This window comes from Marinomonas gallaica (assembly GCF_049821165.1).
Classification (GTDB): Bacteria; Pseudomonadota; Gammaproteobacteria; order Pseudomonadales; family Marinomonadaceae; genus Marinomonas; species Marinomonas gallaica.
In genome coordinates, this window is sequence record NZ_CP187511.1 from 4,013,763 (window position 1) to 4,030,875 (window position 17,113).

Annotated in this window: 22 protein-coding genes, 1 other RNA gene and 1 pseudogene; 17 read left to right on the forward strand and 7 right to left on the reverse strand. The window is 45.2% G+C overall.

All coding sequences use genetic code 11. The annotated features are described in order from the left end of the window. Positions 1-54: 54 nt before the first annotated feature. Both dnaK and grpE read right to left on the reverse strand, forming a co-directional pair. A complete protein-coding gene (dnaK, locus tag ACPUEK_RS19045; protein ID WP_425641821.1) occupies positions 55-1,971 on the reverse strand; it encodes a molecular chaperone DnaK in 1,917 nt (638 codons plus the stop codon). Positions 1,972-2,074: 103 nt separating this feature from the next. Then, positions 2,075-2,635, reverse strand: a complete 561-nt coding sequence (grpE, locus tag ACPUEK_RS19050) for a nucleotide exchange factor GrpE (RefSeq protein WP_067222853.1) — start codon at positions 2,633-2,635, stop codon at positions 2,075-2,077. Between the two features lie 206 nt (positions 2,636-2,841). Between grpE and recN the strand changes: the two genes are divergently transcribed. Continuing rightward, complete coding sequence (recN, locus tag ACPUEK_RS19055) at positions 2,842-4,512, forward strand: DNA repair protein RecN (protein ID WP_067222855.1); 1,671 nt, start codon at positions 2,842-2,844, stop codon at positions 4,510-4,512. 18 nt (positions 4,513-4,530) lie between these two features. Here recN and fur read toward each other — a convergent pair whose 3' ends face one another. Beyond that, positions 4,531-4,941 (reverse strand): ferric iron uptake transcriptional regulator, encoded by a 411-nt coding sequence (gene fur / locus ACPUEK_RS19060; RefSeq protein ID WP_067033491.1) that lies wholly within the window; start codon positions 4,939-4,941, stop codon positions 4,531-4,533. A 70-nt stretch (positions 4,942-5,011) separates the two neighbouring features. Here fur and ACPUEK_RS19065 point away from each other — a divergent pair, with 70 nt between their 5' ends. After that, positions 5,012-5,329, forward strand: coding sequence for an outer membrane protein assembly factor BamE (locus ACPUEK_RS19065; protein ID WP_067222858.1), 318 nt, complete (start codon positions 5,012-5,014; stop codon positions 5,327-5,329). Between the two features lie 4 nt (positions 5,330-5,333). Here the strand turns inward: ACPUEK_RS19065 and ACPUEK_RS19070 are convergent, their stop codons facing one another. The 3 genes from ACPUEK_RS19070 to ACPUEK_RS19080 are packed head-to-tail and all read right to left on the reverse strand — an operon-like array spanning position 5,334 to position 7,405. After that, positions 5,334-5,624, reverse strand: coding sequence for an RnfH family protein (locus tag ACPUEK_RS19070; protein WP_425641823.1), 291 nt, complete (start codon positions 5,622-5,624; stop codon positions 5,334-5,336). Next, a complete protein-coding gene (locus ACPUEK_RS19075; protein ID WP_082866267.1) occupies positions 5,617-6,045 on the reverse strand; it encodes a type II toxin-antitoxin system RatA family toxin in 429 nt (142 codons plus the stop codon). The genes ACPUEK_RS19070 and ACPUEK_RS19075 overlap by 8 nt, the downstream gene beginning before the upstream one ends. A 1-nt stretch (position 6,046) precedes the next feature. Beyond that, positions 6,047-7,405, reverse strand: coding sequence for a sodium-dependent transporter (locus ACPUEK_RS19080; RefSeq protein ID WP_425641824.1), 1,359 nt, complete (start codon positions 7,403-7,405; stop codon positions 6,047-6,049). A 158-nt stretch (positions 7,406-7,563) separates the two neighbouring features. Between ACPUEK_RS19080 and smpB the strand changes: the two genes are divergently transcribed. The 11 genes and pseudogenes from smpB (at position 7,564) to ACPUEK_RS19135 (ending at position 12,793) form a co-directional block, all read left to right on the forward strand. Continuing rightward, positions 7,564-8,043: an SsrA-binding protein SmpB gene (gene smpB, locus ACPUEK_RS19085; RefSeq protein WP_067033480.1), complete on the forward strand. Its 480-nt coding sequence runs from the start codon at positions 7,564-7,566 to the stop codon at positions 8,041-8,043. A gap of 71 nt (positions 8,044-8,114) precedes the next feature. Next, positions 8,115-8,477, forward strand: a transfer-messenger RNA (tmRNA) gene (gene ssrA / locus ACPUEK_RS19090). A gap of 144 nt (positions 8,478-8,621) precedes the next feature. Continuing rightward, positions 8,622-8,861 carry an AbrB/MazE/SpoVT family DNA-binding domain-containing protein gene (locus tag ACPUEK_RS19095; protein WP_417507606.1) on the forward strand — a complete coding sequence of 80 codons (240 nt, stop codon included), beginning with the start codon at positions 8,622-8,624 and terminating at the stop codon, positions 8,859-8,861. Beyond that, a complete protein-coding gene (locus ACPUEK_RS19100; RefSeq protein ID WP_425641825.1) occupies positions 8,855-9,163 on the forward strand; it encodes a type II toxin-antitoxin system PemK/MazF family toxin in 309 nt (102 codons plus the stop codon). Before ACPUEK_RS19095 ends, ACPUEK_RS19100 begins: the two co-directional genes overlap by 7 nt. A 3-nt stretch (positions 9,164-9,166) precedes the next feature. Next, positions 9,167-9,385: a S24 family peptidase gene (locus ACPUEK_RS19105; RefSeq protein ID WP_425641826.1), complete on the forward strand. Its 219-nt coding sequence runs from the start codon at positions 9,167-9,169 to the stop codon at positions 9,383-9,385. Positions 9,386-9,873: 488 nt separating this feature from the next. After that, on the forward strand, positions 9,874-10,146 hold the full coding sequence (locus ACPUEK_RS19110) for a hypothetical protein (RefSeq protein WP_425641827.1): 273 nt from the start codon (positions 9,874-9,876) through the stop codon (positions 10,144-10,146). A 100-nt stretch (positions 10,147-10,246) separates the two neighbouring features. Further along, positions 10,247-10,486, forward strand: a complete 240-nt coding sequence (locus ACPUEK_RS19115) for a phage integrase (protein ID WP_425643042.1) — start codon at positions 10,247-10,249, stop codon at positions 10,484-10,486. After that, positions 10,429-10,626, forward strand: a pseudogene (locus ACPUEK_RS19120) (tyrosine-type recombinase/integrase); the annotation flags it as partial. The gene ACPUEK_RS19115 and the pseudogene ACPUEK_RS19120, both read left to right, overlap by 58 nt. A gap of 2 nt (positions 10,627-10,628) precedes the next feature. Continuing rightward, positions 10,629-10,859 (forward strand): hypothetical protein, encoded by a 231-nt coding sequence (locus ACPUEK_RS19125; RefSeq protein ID WP_425641828.1) that lies wholly within the window; start codon positions 10,629-10,631, stop codon positions 10,857-10,859. 53 nt (positions 10,860-10,912) lie between these two features. Further along, positions 10,913-11,494, forward strand: a complete 582-nt coding sequence (locus ACPUEK_RS19130; protein ID WP_425641829.1) for a hypothetical protein — start codon at positions 10,913-10,915, stop codon at positions 11,492-11,494. Between the two features lie 201 nt (positions 11,495-11,695). Next, positions 11,696-12,793: an ISAs1 family transposase gene (locus tag ACPUEK_RS19135; RefSeq protein ID WP_425641831.1), complete on the forward strand. Its 1,098-nt coding sequence runs from the start codon at positions 11,696-11,698 to the stop codon at positions 12,791-12,793. 119 nt (positions 12,794-12,912) lie between these two features. On the opposite strand, the gene ACPUEK_RS19140 is transcribed toward ACPUEK_RS19135, so the two are convergent. Further along, the gene (locus tag ACPUEK_RS19140) at positions 12,913-13,095 is read right to left on the reverse strand and encodes a hypothetical protein (RefSeq protein WP_425641832.1); all 183 of its coding nucleotides are present in this window, start codon (positions 13,093-13,095) and stop codon (positions 12,913-12,915) included. A gap of 86 nt (positions 13,096-13,181) precedes the next feature. Between ACPUEK_RS19140 and ACPUEK_RS19145 the strand changes: the two genes are divergently transcribed. From ACPUEK_RS19145 to ACPUEK_RS19160, 4 genes are all read left to right on the forward strand, one after another. Next, complete coding sequence (locus tag ACPUEK_RS19145) at positions 13,182-13,394, forward strand: DUF1656 domain-containing protein (protein ID WP_425641833.1); 213 nt, start codon at positions 13,182-13,184, stop codon at positions 13,392-13,394. Then, positions 13,391-14,251 carry an efflux RND transporter periplasmic adaptor subunit gene (locus tag ACPUEK_RS19150; RefSeq protein WP_425641834.1) on the forward strand — a complete coding sequence of 287 codons (861 nt, stop codon included), beginning with the start codon at positions 13,391-13,393 and terminating at the stop codon, positions 14,249-14,251. The genes ACPUEK_RS19145 and ACPUEK_RS19150 overlap by 4 nt, the downstream gene beginning before the upstream one ends. A 10-nt stretch (positions 14,252-14,261) precedes the next feature. Further along, positions 14,262-16,316 (forward strand): FUSC family protein, encoded by a 2,055-nt coding sequence (locus ACPUEK_RS19155; protein ID WP_425641835.1) that lies wholly within the window; start codon positions 14,262-14,264, stop codon positions 16,314-16,316. A gap of 109 nt (positions 16,317-16,425) precedes the next feature. Next, the gene (locus ACPUEK_RS19160) at positions 16,426-17,073 is read left to right on the forward strand and encodes a hypothetical protein (RefSeq protein ID WP_425641836.1); all 648 of its coding nucleotides are present in this window, start codon (positions 16,426-16,428) and stop codon (positions 17,071-17,073) included. Positions 17,074-17,113: the final 40 nt, after the last annotated feature.

Here is a 17,113-nt window from a genome sequence, read left to right on the forward strand (position 1 = left end):
GTCCCGTGTTTTGCATAAGTCCCATCGGGACGACGACTTAACTAAGCACAGGGCTTATTTTTTGTCGTCTTTTACTTCTTCAAACTCAGCATCCACTGCGTCATCTTGTTTCGCGCCAGACGCTTGTTCAGCACCTTCAGCTTCAGCAGCATCAGCCTGCTCATATAGTTTTTGAGCCAGAGAGCCAGACGCTTGAGTCAACGCATTCGTTTTCTCTTCGATCTGATCTTTGTCGTTAGACTCTAGCGCAGCTTCAAGATCCGTGATCGCTTTTTCAATCGCTTCTTTCTCTTCTGCTGTCGCTTTGTCGCCTGCGTCAGTCAATGTTTTACGTGTTGCGTGAATCATACCGTCTGCAGTGTTACGAGCCTGTACTAGCTCTTCGAACTTACGGTCTTCTTCCGCGTTCGCTTCTGCGTCTTGTACCATTTGTTCAACTTCTTCATCGCTTAGACCAGAAGAGGCTTTGATGACAATCGACTGCTCTTTACCTGTCGCTTTATCTTTTGCAGAGATGCTCAAGATACCATTGGCATCGATATCGAAGCTCACTTCGATCTGAGGCACACCACGTGGCGCAGGTGGAATGTCAGCCAAGTCAAAACGACCTAGAGACTTGTTCTGAGACGCTTGTTTACGCTCACCCTGTAGGGCGTGAATCGTTACAGCGTTTTGGTTGTCTTCCGCCGTTGAGAATACTTGCGACTTCTTAGTTGGGATCGTCGTGTTTTTCTCGATCAATGGTGTCATCACACCACCCATTGTCTCGATACCAAGAGACAGAGGTGTTACGTCTAGAAGAAGAACGTCTTTCACGTCACCCGCTAGTACCGCACCTTGGATCGATGCACCGATAGCAACCGCTTCGTCTGGGTTCACGTCTTTACGAGGCGCTTTACCGAAGAACTCTGTTACTTTCGCTTGTACCAATGGCATACGTGTTTGACCACCTACCAAGATAACTTCGTCGATGTCCGCCGCAGTAAGGTCTGCATCTTTAAGCGCTTGGCGACAAGGCTCAATAGAGCTAGCCACTAGCTCTTCAACCAAAGACTCAAGTTTAGAGCGAGTCAATTTAACGTTAAGGTGCTTAGGACCAGACGCATCAGCCGTAATGTACGGTAGGTTTACTTCTGTTTGGCTAGAAGTAGACAGCTCAACTTTCGCTTTCTCACCCGCTTCTTTTAGACGTTGTAGTGCTAAAGGATCATTGTGTAGATCGATGCCCGTTTCTTTCTTGAACTCAGCAGCCAAGAATTCGATAACGCGCATATCGAAGTCTTCACCACCTAGGAACGTATCACCGTTCGTAGACAATACTTCGAATTGCTTCTCGCCATCTACATCAGCGATTTCGATGATAGAAATATCGAATGTACCACCACCAAGGTCGTATACAGCAATCGTTGAATCGCCTTTTGCTTTGTCTAGACCGTATGCAAGCGCAGCCGCTGTTGGCTCGTTGATAATACGTTTAACATCAAGACCTGCAATTTTACCCGCATCTTTGGTTGCTTGACGCTGAGAGTCGTTAAAGTAAGCAGGAACTGTGATAACCGCTTCTGTTACTTTCTCGCCTAGGAAGTCTTCTGCTGTTTTCTTCATTTTCTTAAGAACTTCAGCTGAAATTTGTGGTGGCGCTTTTTTGTCGCCCTTCACTTCTACCCAAGCATCGCCATTGTCAGCGCTGATGATTTTGTAAGGCACCATAGAGATGTCTTTTTGAACGACTTTGTCGTCAAAGCGACGTCCAATCAAACGCTTAACAGCGAACAAAGTATTCGTTGGGTTTGTTACCGCTTGACGTTTTGCTGATTGACCTACCAGTGTTTCACCGTCTTCTGTGAATGCCACGATAGATGGGGTTGTGCGATCGCCTTCAGCGTTTTCAATAACGCGAGCTTTTTCGCCGTCTAGGACAGCAACACAAGAGTTTGTTGTACCTAAGTCAATACCAATGATTTTGCCCATGGTTTTATCTCCAGTAAAAATTCGTTGTTCGTTTAGATAATTCTGTATTTGGGTGCTGCAATTTGTATTTCAAGCTCTGACTGTCAAAAAAATGACAGTATTTTTAAGCGGCGCTCGAAACTACTACCATTGCAGGGCGCAAAAGGCGTCCGTTCAGGGTGTAACCCTTCTGAACCACATCCATTACAGTATTAGGTTCCATATTCGGATTTGGCACCATTGTCATCGCCTGATGCAATTCAGGGTTGAATGGTTCGCCTTCAGGTGTCACTGCTTTTACTTCAAAGCGTGCCAACGTTTCCATTAGGTCTTTGTACGTTAGCTCAACACCTTCGCGCATTGGATCTTTCTCAGAACCTTCATCTGTCGAAGACAAAGCACGTTCTAAGTTATCCGCTACCGTAATAATCGATTTAGCAAACTTCTCAAGCGCAAACTTATGAGCTTTCTCTACGTCTTGTTCTGCACGACGGCGAGCATTTTGCGCATCGGCTTGAGCACGTAGCGCTGCTTCACGGTAATTAGCCGCTTCTTCTTGCGCTTTAGCTAGTTCATCAGAGGCAGTGTCATCCACCATACCCTCTAACACTTCTTCAGCAATGGCCGCATCTGCTTCATTCAGCAGCTCTTCTTCTTGCTGTGCTTTATTCGTTTGATCACTCATTTTTATCTCCAAATAACAGAAAGTAACCTGTCTGTGATCGATATATGGGGATGCCTTTGAGGCTTTCAACACCTTATCCCTATTAAATGTGCGCATTTTTTTTCTTTTGACTACACTTGTCAAAAAACAAACAAATACTGTATAAAGATACACATAAAGTACTGTATAAATAACCATACCTTTATTTGCTTTATCAGGAGCGGGCCATGCTAACCAGTATTGCTATTTCAAACTTTGCGATTGTGGAATCCCTAGAACTTGAACTGAAATCCGGCATGACAGCCATTTCAGGGGAAACCGGTGCCGGTAAATCCATCATGGTCGACGCCTTATCGTTGTGCCTAGGTGGGCGCACGGATGCAGGCGTGGTTCGCCACGGTGAAAAAAAGGCCGACATTAGCGCAACGTTTGACATTAGCGCCTATCCTGCAGTGCAGAGCTGGCTAGAAGAACGCGACCTAGAAAACGATCACTTGTGTATTTTACGCCGCGTCATTAGCAAAGAAGGTCGCTCCAAAGCCTATATCAATAATCGGCCTTGTACTTTGGCTGATCTAAAAGAAGCCGGTAGCTTTTTGGTCGATATTCATGGACAACACGAACACCAATCCCTAATGAAGCGCAGTGCCCAGCGTCAGCAGCTGGATGAATACGGCCAACTGACTGATTTAACACGCCAAGTTCGTGAGGAATACAATAGCTGGCGTAAACTCAAAGACGAACTGCATGCCAAACAAAATCGTTCGGCAGAGCTCGACGCCCGCATTCAACTTTTGTCTTATCAAGCAGACGAACTCGCTCAACTAGATTTAAAAGTAGGCGAATTGGAAGAGCTTGAAAATGAGCAAGCCTTCTTATCCAACATTGCGGATGCTCAATTTAAAGCCTACGCGTCAGCGGGTATTTTGCGTGACAGCGATGAAGGCAACGTCTGCTCTTCATTACACAAAGCCATTCAACAAGCGAGCGCCATTCATCCTGCGACAAAAGAGCTTGATAATGCACTGGAAATGATGAGGCAGGCACTGATTCAAGCCGAAGAAGCCGCCACTAGCCTAAGTCATTACCAAGACACACTGGAGCAAGACCCTGGCCGACTCCAAGACGTCGAGCAACGCCTAAGTGATATTTACGACACCGCCCGCAAGCACAAAGTACTGCCAGAAGGTTTGATACCACTGCGTGAAACGGTGGACCAAGAACTAGAAGCGTTGTCGGGTGGCGAAGAGAGCCTTGAAGCACTGAAACTTAAAGAAGAAAAGGCGTATCAGCAACTTACCAGTAGCGCCACACTGTTGACAGAAAAACGCACCCAAGCCAAAGAAGAACTGGCCCAACGGGTGGAAGAACAAATTCACGGTTTGGGTATGCCTTACGCTCGCTTTTACATTCATTGCGATCCATTGGATCAAATCAGCGCGCATGGCTATGAAGAAATCGAATACATGATTGCCTCAAACCCAGGCCAGCCAGCTCAGCCATTGCGCAAAGTTGCTTCAGGTGGTGAGTTGTCTCGTATTAGCTTGGGGATTCAAGTAGTCACTGCGCATACCTCAGTGATTCCGACTTTGGTCTTTGATGAAGTCGATGTCGGCATCAGTGGCGGTACCGCCGAAGTGGTGGGCCGTATGTTGCGCTCTGTGGGTAATCGAGGGCAAGTCTTCTGTGTCACACATTTGGCACAAGTGGCCGCACAAGGCCATCAGCACTTCCGCGTTAGCAAAGAAGTCTTTAATGAGGCTACCGTATCGAAGGTAGAGTCTCTAGCGGAAACAAACCGTACGCAGGAGATCGCACGATTACTAGGCGGAATAGAACTTACCGAGCAAACTCTGGCTCATGCCCAAGAGATGCTCGGCAACGTTCAACTTCAGTAATCTTAGGACTGAAGTTGCTTAGCTCTTCTTTGGACGAACATAAATGATCAAGTTGTGATCTTCGATGTCGTAACCGTGAGCCTCTGCAATTTCGTGTTGACGTTGCTCGATCACTTCGTCTACAAACTCAACCACTTTGCCCGTTTCTAAACAGATCATGTGATCGTGGTGATCGCCTTTCGCTAATTCAAATACCGCTGTGCCAGCCTCAAAGTGATGACGCGCAACTAAGCCAGCCGTTTCAAATTGTGTTAAAACACGGTATACCGTTGCTAACCCCACATCTTCGCCTTGATCCAATAGTGTGCGGTAAACATCATCCGCACTCATATGATGGTCGCCGGCATTTTCAAGGATTTGTAGGATTTTCACACGTGGAAGTGTTACTTTCAGTCCCGCTTTTTTAAGTTCTTGATTTTCACTGCTCATGAGTCATTCTCTATTTCGATCTCGTTAATAATTACTTTATCATTGACCTAACCAATATAGGATAAGACCAATGAAGAAAACGATTCTCCTACTTTCGACACTTTTTACACTTAGCGCCTGTAGCTTACTGCCTTCACCGTACAAACCACCGGTTGAACAAGGTAACGTCATAAAAACAGAACAAGTGCAGCAACTCCAGCTTGGCATGACACAATCTCAGGTCATGTACGTACTCGGCACACCAATGGTACAGAGCACGTTCAATTCAAACCAGTGGCACTACTTGTTCAGCAGCCTTTACACAGACAACAAAAGTAAGCTGAGCGAAGTAAAACATCTTGTACTGACATTCCAAAACGGCGCCCTACAAGACATTCAGGAAAAATAATTTTCTATTTGTCGGTTTTCGCTGCACGGTTGGCCCGAGCTTGTTTCGGGTCAACCTTTAATTCGCGGTAAATTTCTACACGCTCACCGGCTCGAAGCGCTTGTTCTTCTGGCTTACGCACCGATTTACCAAAGATCCCCAGTTTAGGCGCGGTCAAATCCAGCTCAGGGAAAAACGCATCAATGTTCGACATCCGTACTGCATCCATCACACTACAGCCTTCTTCCACATCAAGCGCCACTATTTTTTGCTTTTCAGGCAGCGCATAGGCTACCTCAACTCGAATCTTAGCCATACACCACTTTCGCTCGTTCACTAAAGGCTTCAACCATCGCATTGGCGACCTGACCAAAAACACCACCAAAGGCGAATTTGAGCATACCACTCAACTCAAAATCGATACTTAATGCAATCTTACACGTTGTTTCTGACAAAGGCTCAAATGTCCACACACCATGCAGACGTTTAAAAGGCCCTTCGACCAAGCTCATCTCAACACGGCTCGCTTCAGTCAACACATTACGCGTCGTAAAAGACTGTCGTACTGGCCCTTTACCAACCTCCAATGTCGCGACAATTTCACGATCCGTACGGGTAATCGTGCGGGCTCCAATACAGCCTGGAAGAAATACTGGATATTGCTCGAAATCGTTTACTAAGTCATACATTTGTTTTTGACTATAATTAACATGAGCAAATTTCTGAATATGACTCAAACTAAACTCCTATCCATCCGGCAACCGTAATCAAAACAGCCGCAGGAATACTGACGTATTTCAGCGTAGTGTACCACCAACGAAAATGGCTGGGGTTCTTCGCAATCATTTCGTTTTTCAACATTGGCTCAGGCACGACCCAAGCCACTAAAACAGATAAGGCAATGGCTGCAACGGGCAACATAATTAAAGAGGTTACATTGTCCACCAATTCGAATAAATTCAAGCCGAATGCAATTTTGGCATCCCAGTGGCTAAACGACAGCACTATCGCAATGCCACAAAACCAAATCACCAAACCAATAATAAACGACGCCTTTAAACGCCCCACATAAAAGCGTTCATGCAGCCATGAGACAAACAGCTCCATCAACGCAATCGCCGACGTCAGCGCCGCAAGCGCCAACAATGCAAAAAACACCAAGCCAATCACCTGCCCTGCGGGCAACAGATCAAAAATAATAGGCAGCGTAACAAATGGCAAACTCGGACCAGAATCGACATCGATACCAAAGGCAAAGGTGAGCGGGAAAATAATCAACGCCGACAAGATCGATACCAGCAAGTCGAGCCCCACCACAATGGTACACGCCTTAGCGATCGACATCCGCTTACTCATGTACGCGCCATAAGAAAACATCGCCCCTAAGCCAACGCCCAGACTAAACAGCGCGTGGCCAATCGCAGACAATGCCACCTCAAAAGTCACCTGATCCCAATCAAAACGCAATAAGAAGCTAATTGCTTCACTGCTTGCGCCCACCACTAGCGCATATCCGGCCAACAGCAATAATAAAAAGATCAACGCAGGTAACAACAGCTTCACGACACTGGACAACCCGCGTGTCACCGCCTGCCCAACAACCAATACCACCATCGCCATAAACAGCGTATGCCAGAAGATCATCTCAACGGGCGCTTGCAAGAAGTCTTGAAACAAGGCCTCTGATTGAACTTTGTCTAAGTTTTCTAACGCACCAGTGACAGCACGTCGCGAATAAGCAAACGCCCACCCTGCGATGACACTGTAAAACGTCAAAATCAGCAACCCCGTGACACCCGCCAAATAAGGCACGGCCACCCAATACTTAGGCACGACGTGGCGTTCGGCTAAGTCATTCACCGTATCGACTGGGTTAGATCGCACTGTGCGCCCCAGCGCCACCTCGGCCATTAACATCGGCAACCCCACCACAACCAAACACAAGCAGTAGATTAATAGAAAGGCACCACCGCCGTTGGCGCCCAACATGTAGGGAAACTTCCAAATATTACCTAGCCCAATTGCAGAACCTGCGGCGGCAAAAATAAATATCCAAGGGCTAGACCAAATCCCTTGTAAACAGCGACTCTCGGGCATACATTAAGCTCTCAATGAGTTAAGCGAATTTTAAACATGCGGCAGACCAATCAACTGCCTGCGCCGAATTTACTTAAAGTTCTAAATTTTCTTATATTAGGGCGCATACCTCAAGAAAAGCATAGGCTTTTCGCCCTATCGACCGTATAATTTTTCCTATGAGTAAAGCAAAGAAAAAATCAAACAGTACTGGCACAATCGCCTTAAACAAGCGCGCACGCCACGAGTACTTTGTTGACCAGAAGTTTGAAGCCGGTTTAGTGCTATCAGGCTGGGAAGTCAAAAGTCTTCGTGAAGGGAAAGCACAACTGGTGGACAGCTACGTCATCATCCACCAAAACGAGGCTTACCTCATCGGCGCACGCATCACTCCACTTTTGAGCGCATCGACACACGTTGTGTGTGAACCCTTGCGCCAGCGTAAACTGCTGCTGAACCAACGCGAGCTTGACCGCATCATTCAGATTACCGAGCAAAAAGGTAAAACCTGTGCGGCCATGGCGTTGTATTGGAAAGGCAACAAAATCAAATGTGAGATCGCACTGGTAACCGGTAAAAAAGACCACGACAAGCGCGATACCGCAAGAGAACGTGATTGGGCGCGTGATAAAGAACGTCTAATGAAACACAGCGTTTAATTTCCACATTGTGGAAACAGAGCGGTCCACTAGCTAAACGTCACAGTATTAGATAGAATGGCCGCAACTTCGGGGATGACATGGTTTCGACGCCGGTTACAAAACCTGAGGTGCATGTCGAGAGTGATACGTGATCTCGTAAATCCACATGTATCAATTATATAGTCGCAAACGACGAAAACTACTCACTAGCAGCTTAATACCCTGCTAGTGTGCTGCCCCTAGGTTGCTTGTAGCCCAGGATTCCGCAGTATCATAAATTACGAGATGCTATCCGATGCCCTGCCTGGGGATAAGGATATAAGACTAAACAGGCTCGCTGGTTACACCCTGTCCTTCGGGCGGTAAACAGTCAAATAATAGAAGTGACTAAACATGTAGATCCAATGGCAGAGGACTGGCGGACGGGGGTTCGACTCCCCCCATCTCCACCAAACATCTGAAAAGGCCGCTCAGCAATGAGCGGCCTTTTTTTGTACCTGCAAAAAATAATCGAAATGCCTATCTGTACAAATTGCAACCAGCAGCAAACCCTCCTACAATAGTAATAACATTGTTATTACTATTGGTGACACACTATGCACACCACACTACGCAAAATAGGCAACTCAAAAGGCATTATCATTCCTGCCCATATGATCGAGGCACTTCATATCGACAACGAGGTAGAAATCATCATCAAAGATGGCGCACTGGTGCTGAAGCCCAGCCAACAACCGCGCCAAGGCTGGTTCGATCATTATGATGCCAGCAAAGATGATGAACCGCTGGCAGATTTACAAGAGCTAGAGTCTGAGCAAGAGGATTGGGAATGGTAAAACGTGGCGACGTTTACTGGGTCGAGCTTGACCCAACCGTAGGCTCCGAAATTCGTAAAACCCGCCCATGTTTGATTGTCTCACCGGATGACATGAACCAAGCATTACCACGCGTTATCGTTGCCCCGATTACCTCCAAGGGTCAACCGCTAGGATGTCGGCCAGAACTCATCATTGATGGTAAGCCCGGACGCATCTTATTAGACCAAATTTGCACTGTGGATAAAAAGCGCCTTAAATCACAGCTTGGCACAATTCCACTAGAAGAATGGCATGATACTCTCTTGCAGATGTTGGCTTAAGCAATGAACAAGGATATGGACACTATGATCAATGACGGCGGGATATACGTTATCAACTACGATGGGGAATTGTTCGTGAAGCGAGTGCAAAAGCAACTGAATGGCACCGTAGCGATCACATCAGACAACAAAAACTACGGCGATATAGTCATAGCATCCGCCGACCTCAACACACTAAAGATCATAGGCCGCGTTATCTGGTCTGGTCATCCGATGATTTAGGCAGCTAAAAATGAAGAGAATAAAATATCACCCTAAACCGAAGACTTTATTCTTAACTGCAAACGCCAATACGCACAGAAAAAAGAGATTAGTTTTAAAAAAAAATATTAACTCTAGAGTCTCTAGGGGTAATATTAACCATTTCATATTTTTATATCCTATACACTCATTTCGATTTTACCGTAAAAAATGAGTCATTTAGTTCTATAAAAGATATATCTAGTGTTTTAGGAGGAGTTTTTTCGCCAGTAGCTTTTCTATGGTTAGTAATAGGAACTATCTCTAATTCATACCATCAAAAAAAATCATTTCAGTGGTTAGAAGATGAAAGAAAAAGTTCTATAGCGAGCAACCAACCTGTTTTCACTTTCAAAAACCCTCACTTCACCGAAAACAAATTAAATCAATCCTTAATATTTAATATTAAAAATGTTTCTGAATCTGCATCATTAATTAAAATCCATCATAAGAGCCTTGGCGAAATGTATATGATTGATCAACTTGAAAAAGGAGGTGAAGAAGAAATAAAGCTAGATTTTATTTTGGATCATGAGTTTGATTTTTGGAAAGTAATATCAGGAGAACTAACCGAAGAATTTAAAATATTATTTGAAATATCATACATTGACAAAAGAAACTCATCACATACAAAGCACTACAAAGCTATTTTCAATACTAAAAATAAAGATAAAACTGGATATCCAGTGTCCATAGAAGAATACTCACCTTTGATGTTTATCAAGGTAAATTATGTCAATTAAGAAAGTCACTTCAGGCTATGAAGTCCGCTTTCGTGTCGCTGGACGTGGTAGCCGTTCATATCGCAAGACATTCCCCACAAAGGGCGAGTGTGAGCGCTTTATGCGTTTCACCATTGCCCAACATGAAACCCAGTCGGGTGATAAGCCTTGGTTAGAGAAGCCAAAGGACAGCCGCAAGTTATCGGAGCTGATCAAAACATGGGACGAGTTGCACGGGCACTTCCTGAAAGATGGCAAACGCCGCAAAGCAAAAATGCTGATGATTGCCGATCAGCTAGGCGACCCGCAGGCCAAGCCAGCCACGTACTACGCCACACGTTCGCGAGTCACTTCATCATGAACGGCGGCAACATACTCACCCTGCAAAAAATACTCGGCCACACAGACATCAAAATGACCATGCGCTATGCACACCTAGCGCCTGACTATTTAGAAGAAGCCACAAGACTTAATCCGCTTTCAAATAAGGCAGAATTTTAACTATGGATTTTCTAACTACTTTAGCAAGCCTATCAGTTACTTTTTTAAGTATTTTATGGAGTGCATTATTTGCAGGATATTTGTTAATAAAAGAAAAAAAACTTAACTATGAAATTGAAAAAGAAAGAATCGAAGAAGAAAACATAAAAAGAATAGAACAAATAAACCCTTTAAAAAAAACAAGCAATAACATCAACAATTATGATGACGTATATGACTTCATTAAAAAATAATAAAATCCAACATAATTGCCTCACATTATAGCACCGAGGTAAAATTAACTTCTTTGCCATATGAATTAATACAGAAAAAACTTTCTGAATTTTCAACTCAATCTAACCTTGAGCTCCAAAACCTAAAAGACCTTAGCTTTGAAAACCAAGAGAAAATTCTAAGTAAATACTATAAAGAAGTATATTTAAATAATGATATATTCTTAGAGATATCCGTTCTATTTGAAGAACATTCTCAAAAATTAAAATCGGAACACCCTATCCTTACTAAAGACAACTTCATTCAGTACATAATGCATAGTATTTACAATAAAATTCATAAAAACTTCCTAAACAATGAGGATAAAATATCTGCCGCTATCACGTCTTCTAGAGAATGCTCTTATGTACATAAGAAACTAGAAAAGTTAGACTCTCTTCCAGTTTCTAGCCTTATGGGGATAGCCAAAACAGCTTCATTAAACTTACTAATTATGGGAATCTTAGTCCCTCTAACTTTACTTAGCTTAGAACTTGAAGACACTCCAAATCTGTTATCTGCCTTCATACTAGGATACTTAGTTTCTGTCGCCAGCCTGATATTTATCCGAGTTAAAAACCTACTGAAATCAGACACACATTCGACACACCAATAATCTCAAAAAGCCCAAAAACACTGTATATAAAAACAGTTAAAGTTGCTTTTTAAATCAATAACTTACTGTTTTAAATGTTATTTTTAATAGGGTTCGACTCCCCATCTCCACCCAGGGCGCGAGCATACTTTGAAGAACTAGCTTCAAGCCTGCCAAAACCTGTATTGTAGCGCTTGTAGTTCATCAAACAGGCTTCATTCCGTGACTCTTATCGAACATCTATCTGTTATTAAAGAAACTCGCTCTGATATTAACCAAAAACATGATTTAGTGGATGTCATGTTTCTCGTTATCACCGCCATTATGGCTGGCGCCGAAGGTTGGCAAGATATCGAAACGTATGGGAATGGGAAGTCTGAATGGCTGAAACAGTATAGAGCATTTAAACATGGTATCCCAAGACGCCACACTATTGCTCGCATTCTAAAGGGCCTGGTGCCAGAAACCTTACTGGAAGCATTAATCAATTGGGTTAATGAGAACCGGAAATCACAAGGAAAACCCTTGATCGCATTGGATGGAAAAGTGCTACGAGGAGCTTATAGAGGGAACCCGCAATCAGCTCTTCAACTTGTCACAGCTTACGATACTGAAAATGGCTTAGTTTTAAGTCAGAAAGCTACGGCCACGAAAACAAGCGAAATCACGACAGTACGAGATATGTTGAGTGTGTTAAATATTCAAGGGGCTGTGGTGACGGTTGATGCACTGCATTGCCAGAGAGAAACGCTAGAGCAAATTAGGGAGCAAAAAGGTCATGTTGTGGTTCAGGTTAAAGGCAATCAAGGGCAGCTAAAAAAAGCGATTGAACAGCAATTTGAGGCGTACTTTAAAAAGCCGAAAGCCACGCCTGTTATAGAGTTGAAAGAAAAAGGACATGGGCGAACAGAAGAGCGAAATGTCTTTCAACTGAAAGCGAAATTCCCGCCGGAGTTGTCTGAGAAGTGGCCCACTGTACGCAGTATCATCGCTGTAGAGAGGCTTAGAACGGTCAAAGGAAAAACAACGATAGACACGTCGTTTTATGTGAGCTCTTTATCGCCTAAACATAAGTCATTGCATCATTACATACGCCAACACTGGCGTATTGAAAACAGTCAGCACTATGTTCTGGATGTCGTGTTTAATGAAGATAAGTCAAGAATCGTGATGGATGATGCGGTAGAGCATATGGCTCTATTCAAACGTTTTGTGATGAACATACTTAGGCAATGTAATGATGATTCACCGAGCCAACGGCAGAAGCTAAAAAGAGCTACTTGGAGCGATGATTATCGTGCTCAATTATTGTTTGGTTAAAAAAGAACAAAGTATGCTCGAGCCCTGCATCTCCACCACATTCTAAAAAGGCCGCTCAGCAATAAGCAGCCTTTTTTGTGCCTTCCGATACCACACCTTTATCAACAGCCTGTCGCATATTACATCGTTGCGTCTATCGCCTCGCCTAATAGCTTATTATCTAGTTCATTACTTTTTATAGTGCAGCGGTTTCTAAGCGTTGAGATCGAGGCTTTTCTCTCCCCTTCTGCCCTGAGTTTGCGCTGTAATGCCTCAGTATGTACGCCATTTTCTGTTTTATAGTCTGCTAAACTGGTAGACATCAAGCTACTCAGCAAAGGTCTTTTCACGATACGCTGGCGTAGCAAGCTTGAGATCATCACTTCGACGATATGGGATATTTAGCGATATGTTTCAAGAATTAGCACTGGGCGGTTTGCTGTTTAGCCCGTTGGTCTTGTTTGCGCCGTTGGCATTTATCCTATCTTGGCTCACTCGGTTTGTGCTCTACAAAACGGGCCTTTATGTGAAAATCTGGCGCGTGGCATGGTTTGAGGTGGGCTTATACATCTGCTATCTCGCGCTCGTTGTCTACTTACTTGGGAACCAATCACTGTTATGAAGCATTCCTTACGCGTTGCCCTGACCGTCGCTGTTGTGCTGCTGGCGATTTTAGCGGGCTATTGGATTTGGCAGCACTATTTGTATTCCCCTTGGACTCGTGACGGCCGTGTTCGTGCAGAGGTGATTACCATTGCCCCCGATGTGTCGGGCTGGGTTACCTCGCTCAATGTGACGGATAATCAAGAAGTGAAGCAAGGCGATGTCATTCTTAATATCGACGACGCCCGCGCTCGAACCATGGTGGAGCAGTTGGAAGCACAAGTTGCCGGCAATCAATACGCGCTAGAGTTAGCGCAACATCAGTATGAGCGTCGCCGCCAGCTAAGCCAAAAAGACCAGTTGGTGTCTGACGAGACGATTGAAAGCGCTCGCATTACGGTAAAGCAGGCCGAGGCGACATTAAAACTCAGCCAAGCAAAGCTCAACGCGGCTAAGTTGGATGTAGAACGCTCGCAAGTCACAGCGCCACAAGATGGTTATATTGTGAACTTGAACTTGCGCGAAGGTAACTATGTTAGCCAAGGAAAACCCGTATTATCGCTGGTAAAAAAAGGCTCGCTCTATGTGACAGGTTACTTTGAAGAAACCAAACTGCCGATGATCCATGTTGGTCAACAAGCCAACGTTCACCTTATGAGCGGTGGACAACCGTTGAAAGGAAAAGTCACTAGTATTGGTCGAGCCATTGCCGACAGCAACACGACGAGTAACGGACAGCTTTTGCCTCAAGTACAGCAGACGTTTAACTGGGTTCGCTTAGCGCAACGTATTCCGGTGGACATTGAACTGGATCCGTTTGATGGCGTGCAGTTGAGTGCGGGTATGTCGGCGACGATTCATCTAGCGACTGAGTAGCGGACACATTATGCAAGCACTGCTCAACAGTATTCTGTTCCCCACAAGTGATGCGATCAAGTTTGCCATTAAAGGTGTGCTAGCAATGGCCTTAGCCTTGTATGTGGCGATGTTCTTTAATTTAGACCGCCCGTATTGGGCATTGATCGGGGCGATCTTTTTACAAATGCGCCCTGAAAGTGGGCTGGTGATTGAAAAAGGCCTGTATCAGATTGTAGGTACGGTGGTCGGCGGTGCCTTTGGCATCTTTTTGCTGAACAACTTTTCCAGTCAGCCAACACTGGCGATGAGCATTCTGGCACTTTGGTTGGGGCTCAATTCGGGGCTATCGGCGCTGGTGCGTCGCGTCAACCTTGTTTATGCGTTTGCCATGGCCGGTATGACCGCCAGCCTTGTGGTGCTGTTGGTCATGGTTCAGCCCACCCAAGCCAGCAGTGCGATGATTTTTGATATTGCTCAAGCGAGGGTCAGTGAGATTATCGTCGGCGTGGTGTGTGCCGCGTTGGTCAGTACGCTTATTTGGCCCAATAAAGTCAGTACGGTTTTGCGCACCAATGCGCGTACTACGATTAATATGACGCTTGATTACTTGGCGGTCGAGCTGGATTCGAACGGTTCCCATGACAGTCGCCATAAGTCGATCGATGGTATTTTAGAGTCTCTGGCAGCGCTGAACGATGACTCGTCCGCAGTCCGCTTTGAAGGGCCACATGGCCCCGGGCGCAGTCGCGCTTCGAATTTGTTAACCAATAAAACCCTGTCTTTGCTGGCATTAATTCAAATCTTTGGTCGCTTGCAGCGCAACCATTCTGAGCTTATTTCACCGTCTATGCGTGCCATGATGGACGACATGCACGACACCTTTGGGCAGATGGCCAGCGCCACCACGTTTACTGAGACGCATCGTCTTGCGCAAGCTTTGCGTCGTCGCCAAAGTCAGTATGCTAACGACGCAGTCAATGAATCGGCCCTTGGCCTACGTTTATTTAAAATTGCTCAAGAGCTGAGTGCTGAGCTTATTGTCATTATTAAAAGCTTCGATGCGCTCACCAGCCACCGTCAACCACGCTTGAATGCACCACGCATTAAATCACACCATGACCCCTTGGTTGGATTGGCCACGGGGTTACGCAGTGCTGTGATGTTTTCGGTGGGGGCGGTGCTGTGGCTTTCTACCGGCGCCTCAGCGGTGCTTATGATGATGATTCTACCAGTGGTATTTTCGATTATGATGGCGCGGTTTCCGCTGACTTTGTTGACGTTAGCATTGCGGCGCATCCTTGTCGGTGTGGTCATCGCTGTCGTGTTAGCGGTGTTTTATGCCTTACCCTTATTGGCGCAAAGCAGTGGTGATTATGAGCTGTTGATTCTGGTGTTGGCTGGCCCCTATTTCGTTGGTTTGCTCTGCATTGCCAATCGCGCCACCCTGCCCTTAGGTCTGGGCATTTCCATTCCCTTTACTATCTTCGTTATGCCAGGGCCGGATATGACACGTGCATTTCAGATCGATTCGACGGTGAGTAATGCCTTAGCGATTTTTGTGGGCGTCAGTTTTTTGTATTGGCTGTTTAAGTTAATTACGGGGCCTAGCCTTAACATCATGATGCACCGTTTGATCAAGAATACCTATCAAGACTTGGTCGATTTACCCAACCGTTCAAAAGCCGATATGTGGTTCAACGCCCGTATGGGGGACCGCTTACTGCGCGTTGCTACCTATGAAAAAGGCATGATGGATACCCGTAATTTGATCGATCTTGCGCTAACAGGGTTAAATTTAGGTCATGTTTCATTGCATTTACACAGCTTGGTCAGAAGTCGTTGTGGCGAACAACTGAACACCGAACTTCATACTCTACAGCAGGCTTTGGCGAAAGGCTTTGTAAGCAGTTATCACGGCCAAAAAACAGAGATCTTTGATCAAGCGGCACAGCACTTTCTAACGCAATTGCCACAGTCTGCGCTTTCTGAGGAACAGTTAGAGCTTATTCGCGGTAGCTTTGAGCGCATTTCGATGTCCCTTGAACGCTCAGCACAGATGATTGCTTCTCAGGCGACACAATAATCGAGCCTTTTTATCAGAACGTTTGACGAATGTGTCATATCTCTAATAACCCGCATTACTTGGGTTTTCGATTAGAATAATAAAACGAAACCAACGTTAAGGAGGAGCCATGAAATCGCTTTTGAGTATAGTTATACTGTTAACCGTCACCGGCTGTTCCTCAAATGTGGTGATGTCAGGTCGCCAAGTCAGCAATGTGGACCCAACGGCTGTGATCACTTCTGAGTCTCGTATCCGTGTGGAGGCCATGCCATCAGGCGATGCGTTAACCCAGAAACGCTATCTGCCTCAAGTGGTGCAGGCCTTTCAAGCCAATGGCTTTCATTACGTTGGTCCGCAGTTAAATAATCCTGATCTGATTGCACGCTTTACTCTAAGTAGTCAAACGGTTAAGCGTGAAGAAAAAGCGCCTATTTATAAAGATGTACGAACGGGGCGCAGCACACATTGCTATAAAAATAAAGACGGTGATCATTACTGTGACACCGATTATCACGTCATGCCTTACGTGGTGGGTTACGAAACAATTCCGTACTCATTGTTAGAAGCGACTTTTCGTTTAGAGCTGGTAAATCAAGACAATCAGGTCGTACTGCACAGCACCAGTACTGTGGAAAATAAAGACTGTTCTCGATGGAAGTTGTATGAGTTTTTGGTGTCAAACAGTCTTCAGAGACTGGATCACAAGGCACCACTTGACCAGCCATTTCATATCGAAATGCCAGAAACGTATCAATGCACGGACAGCTTCAACTAAGCCGTTGACCCTACGCTCGTGCGTTTTAATATAGCGTAAC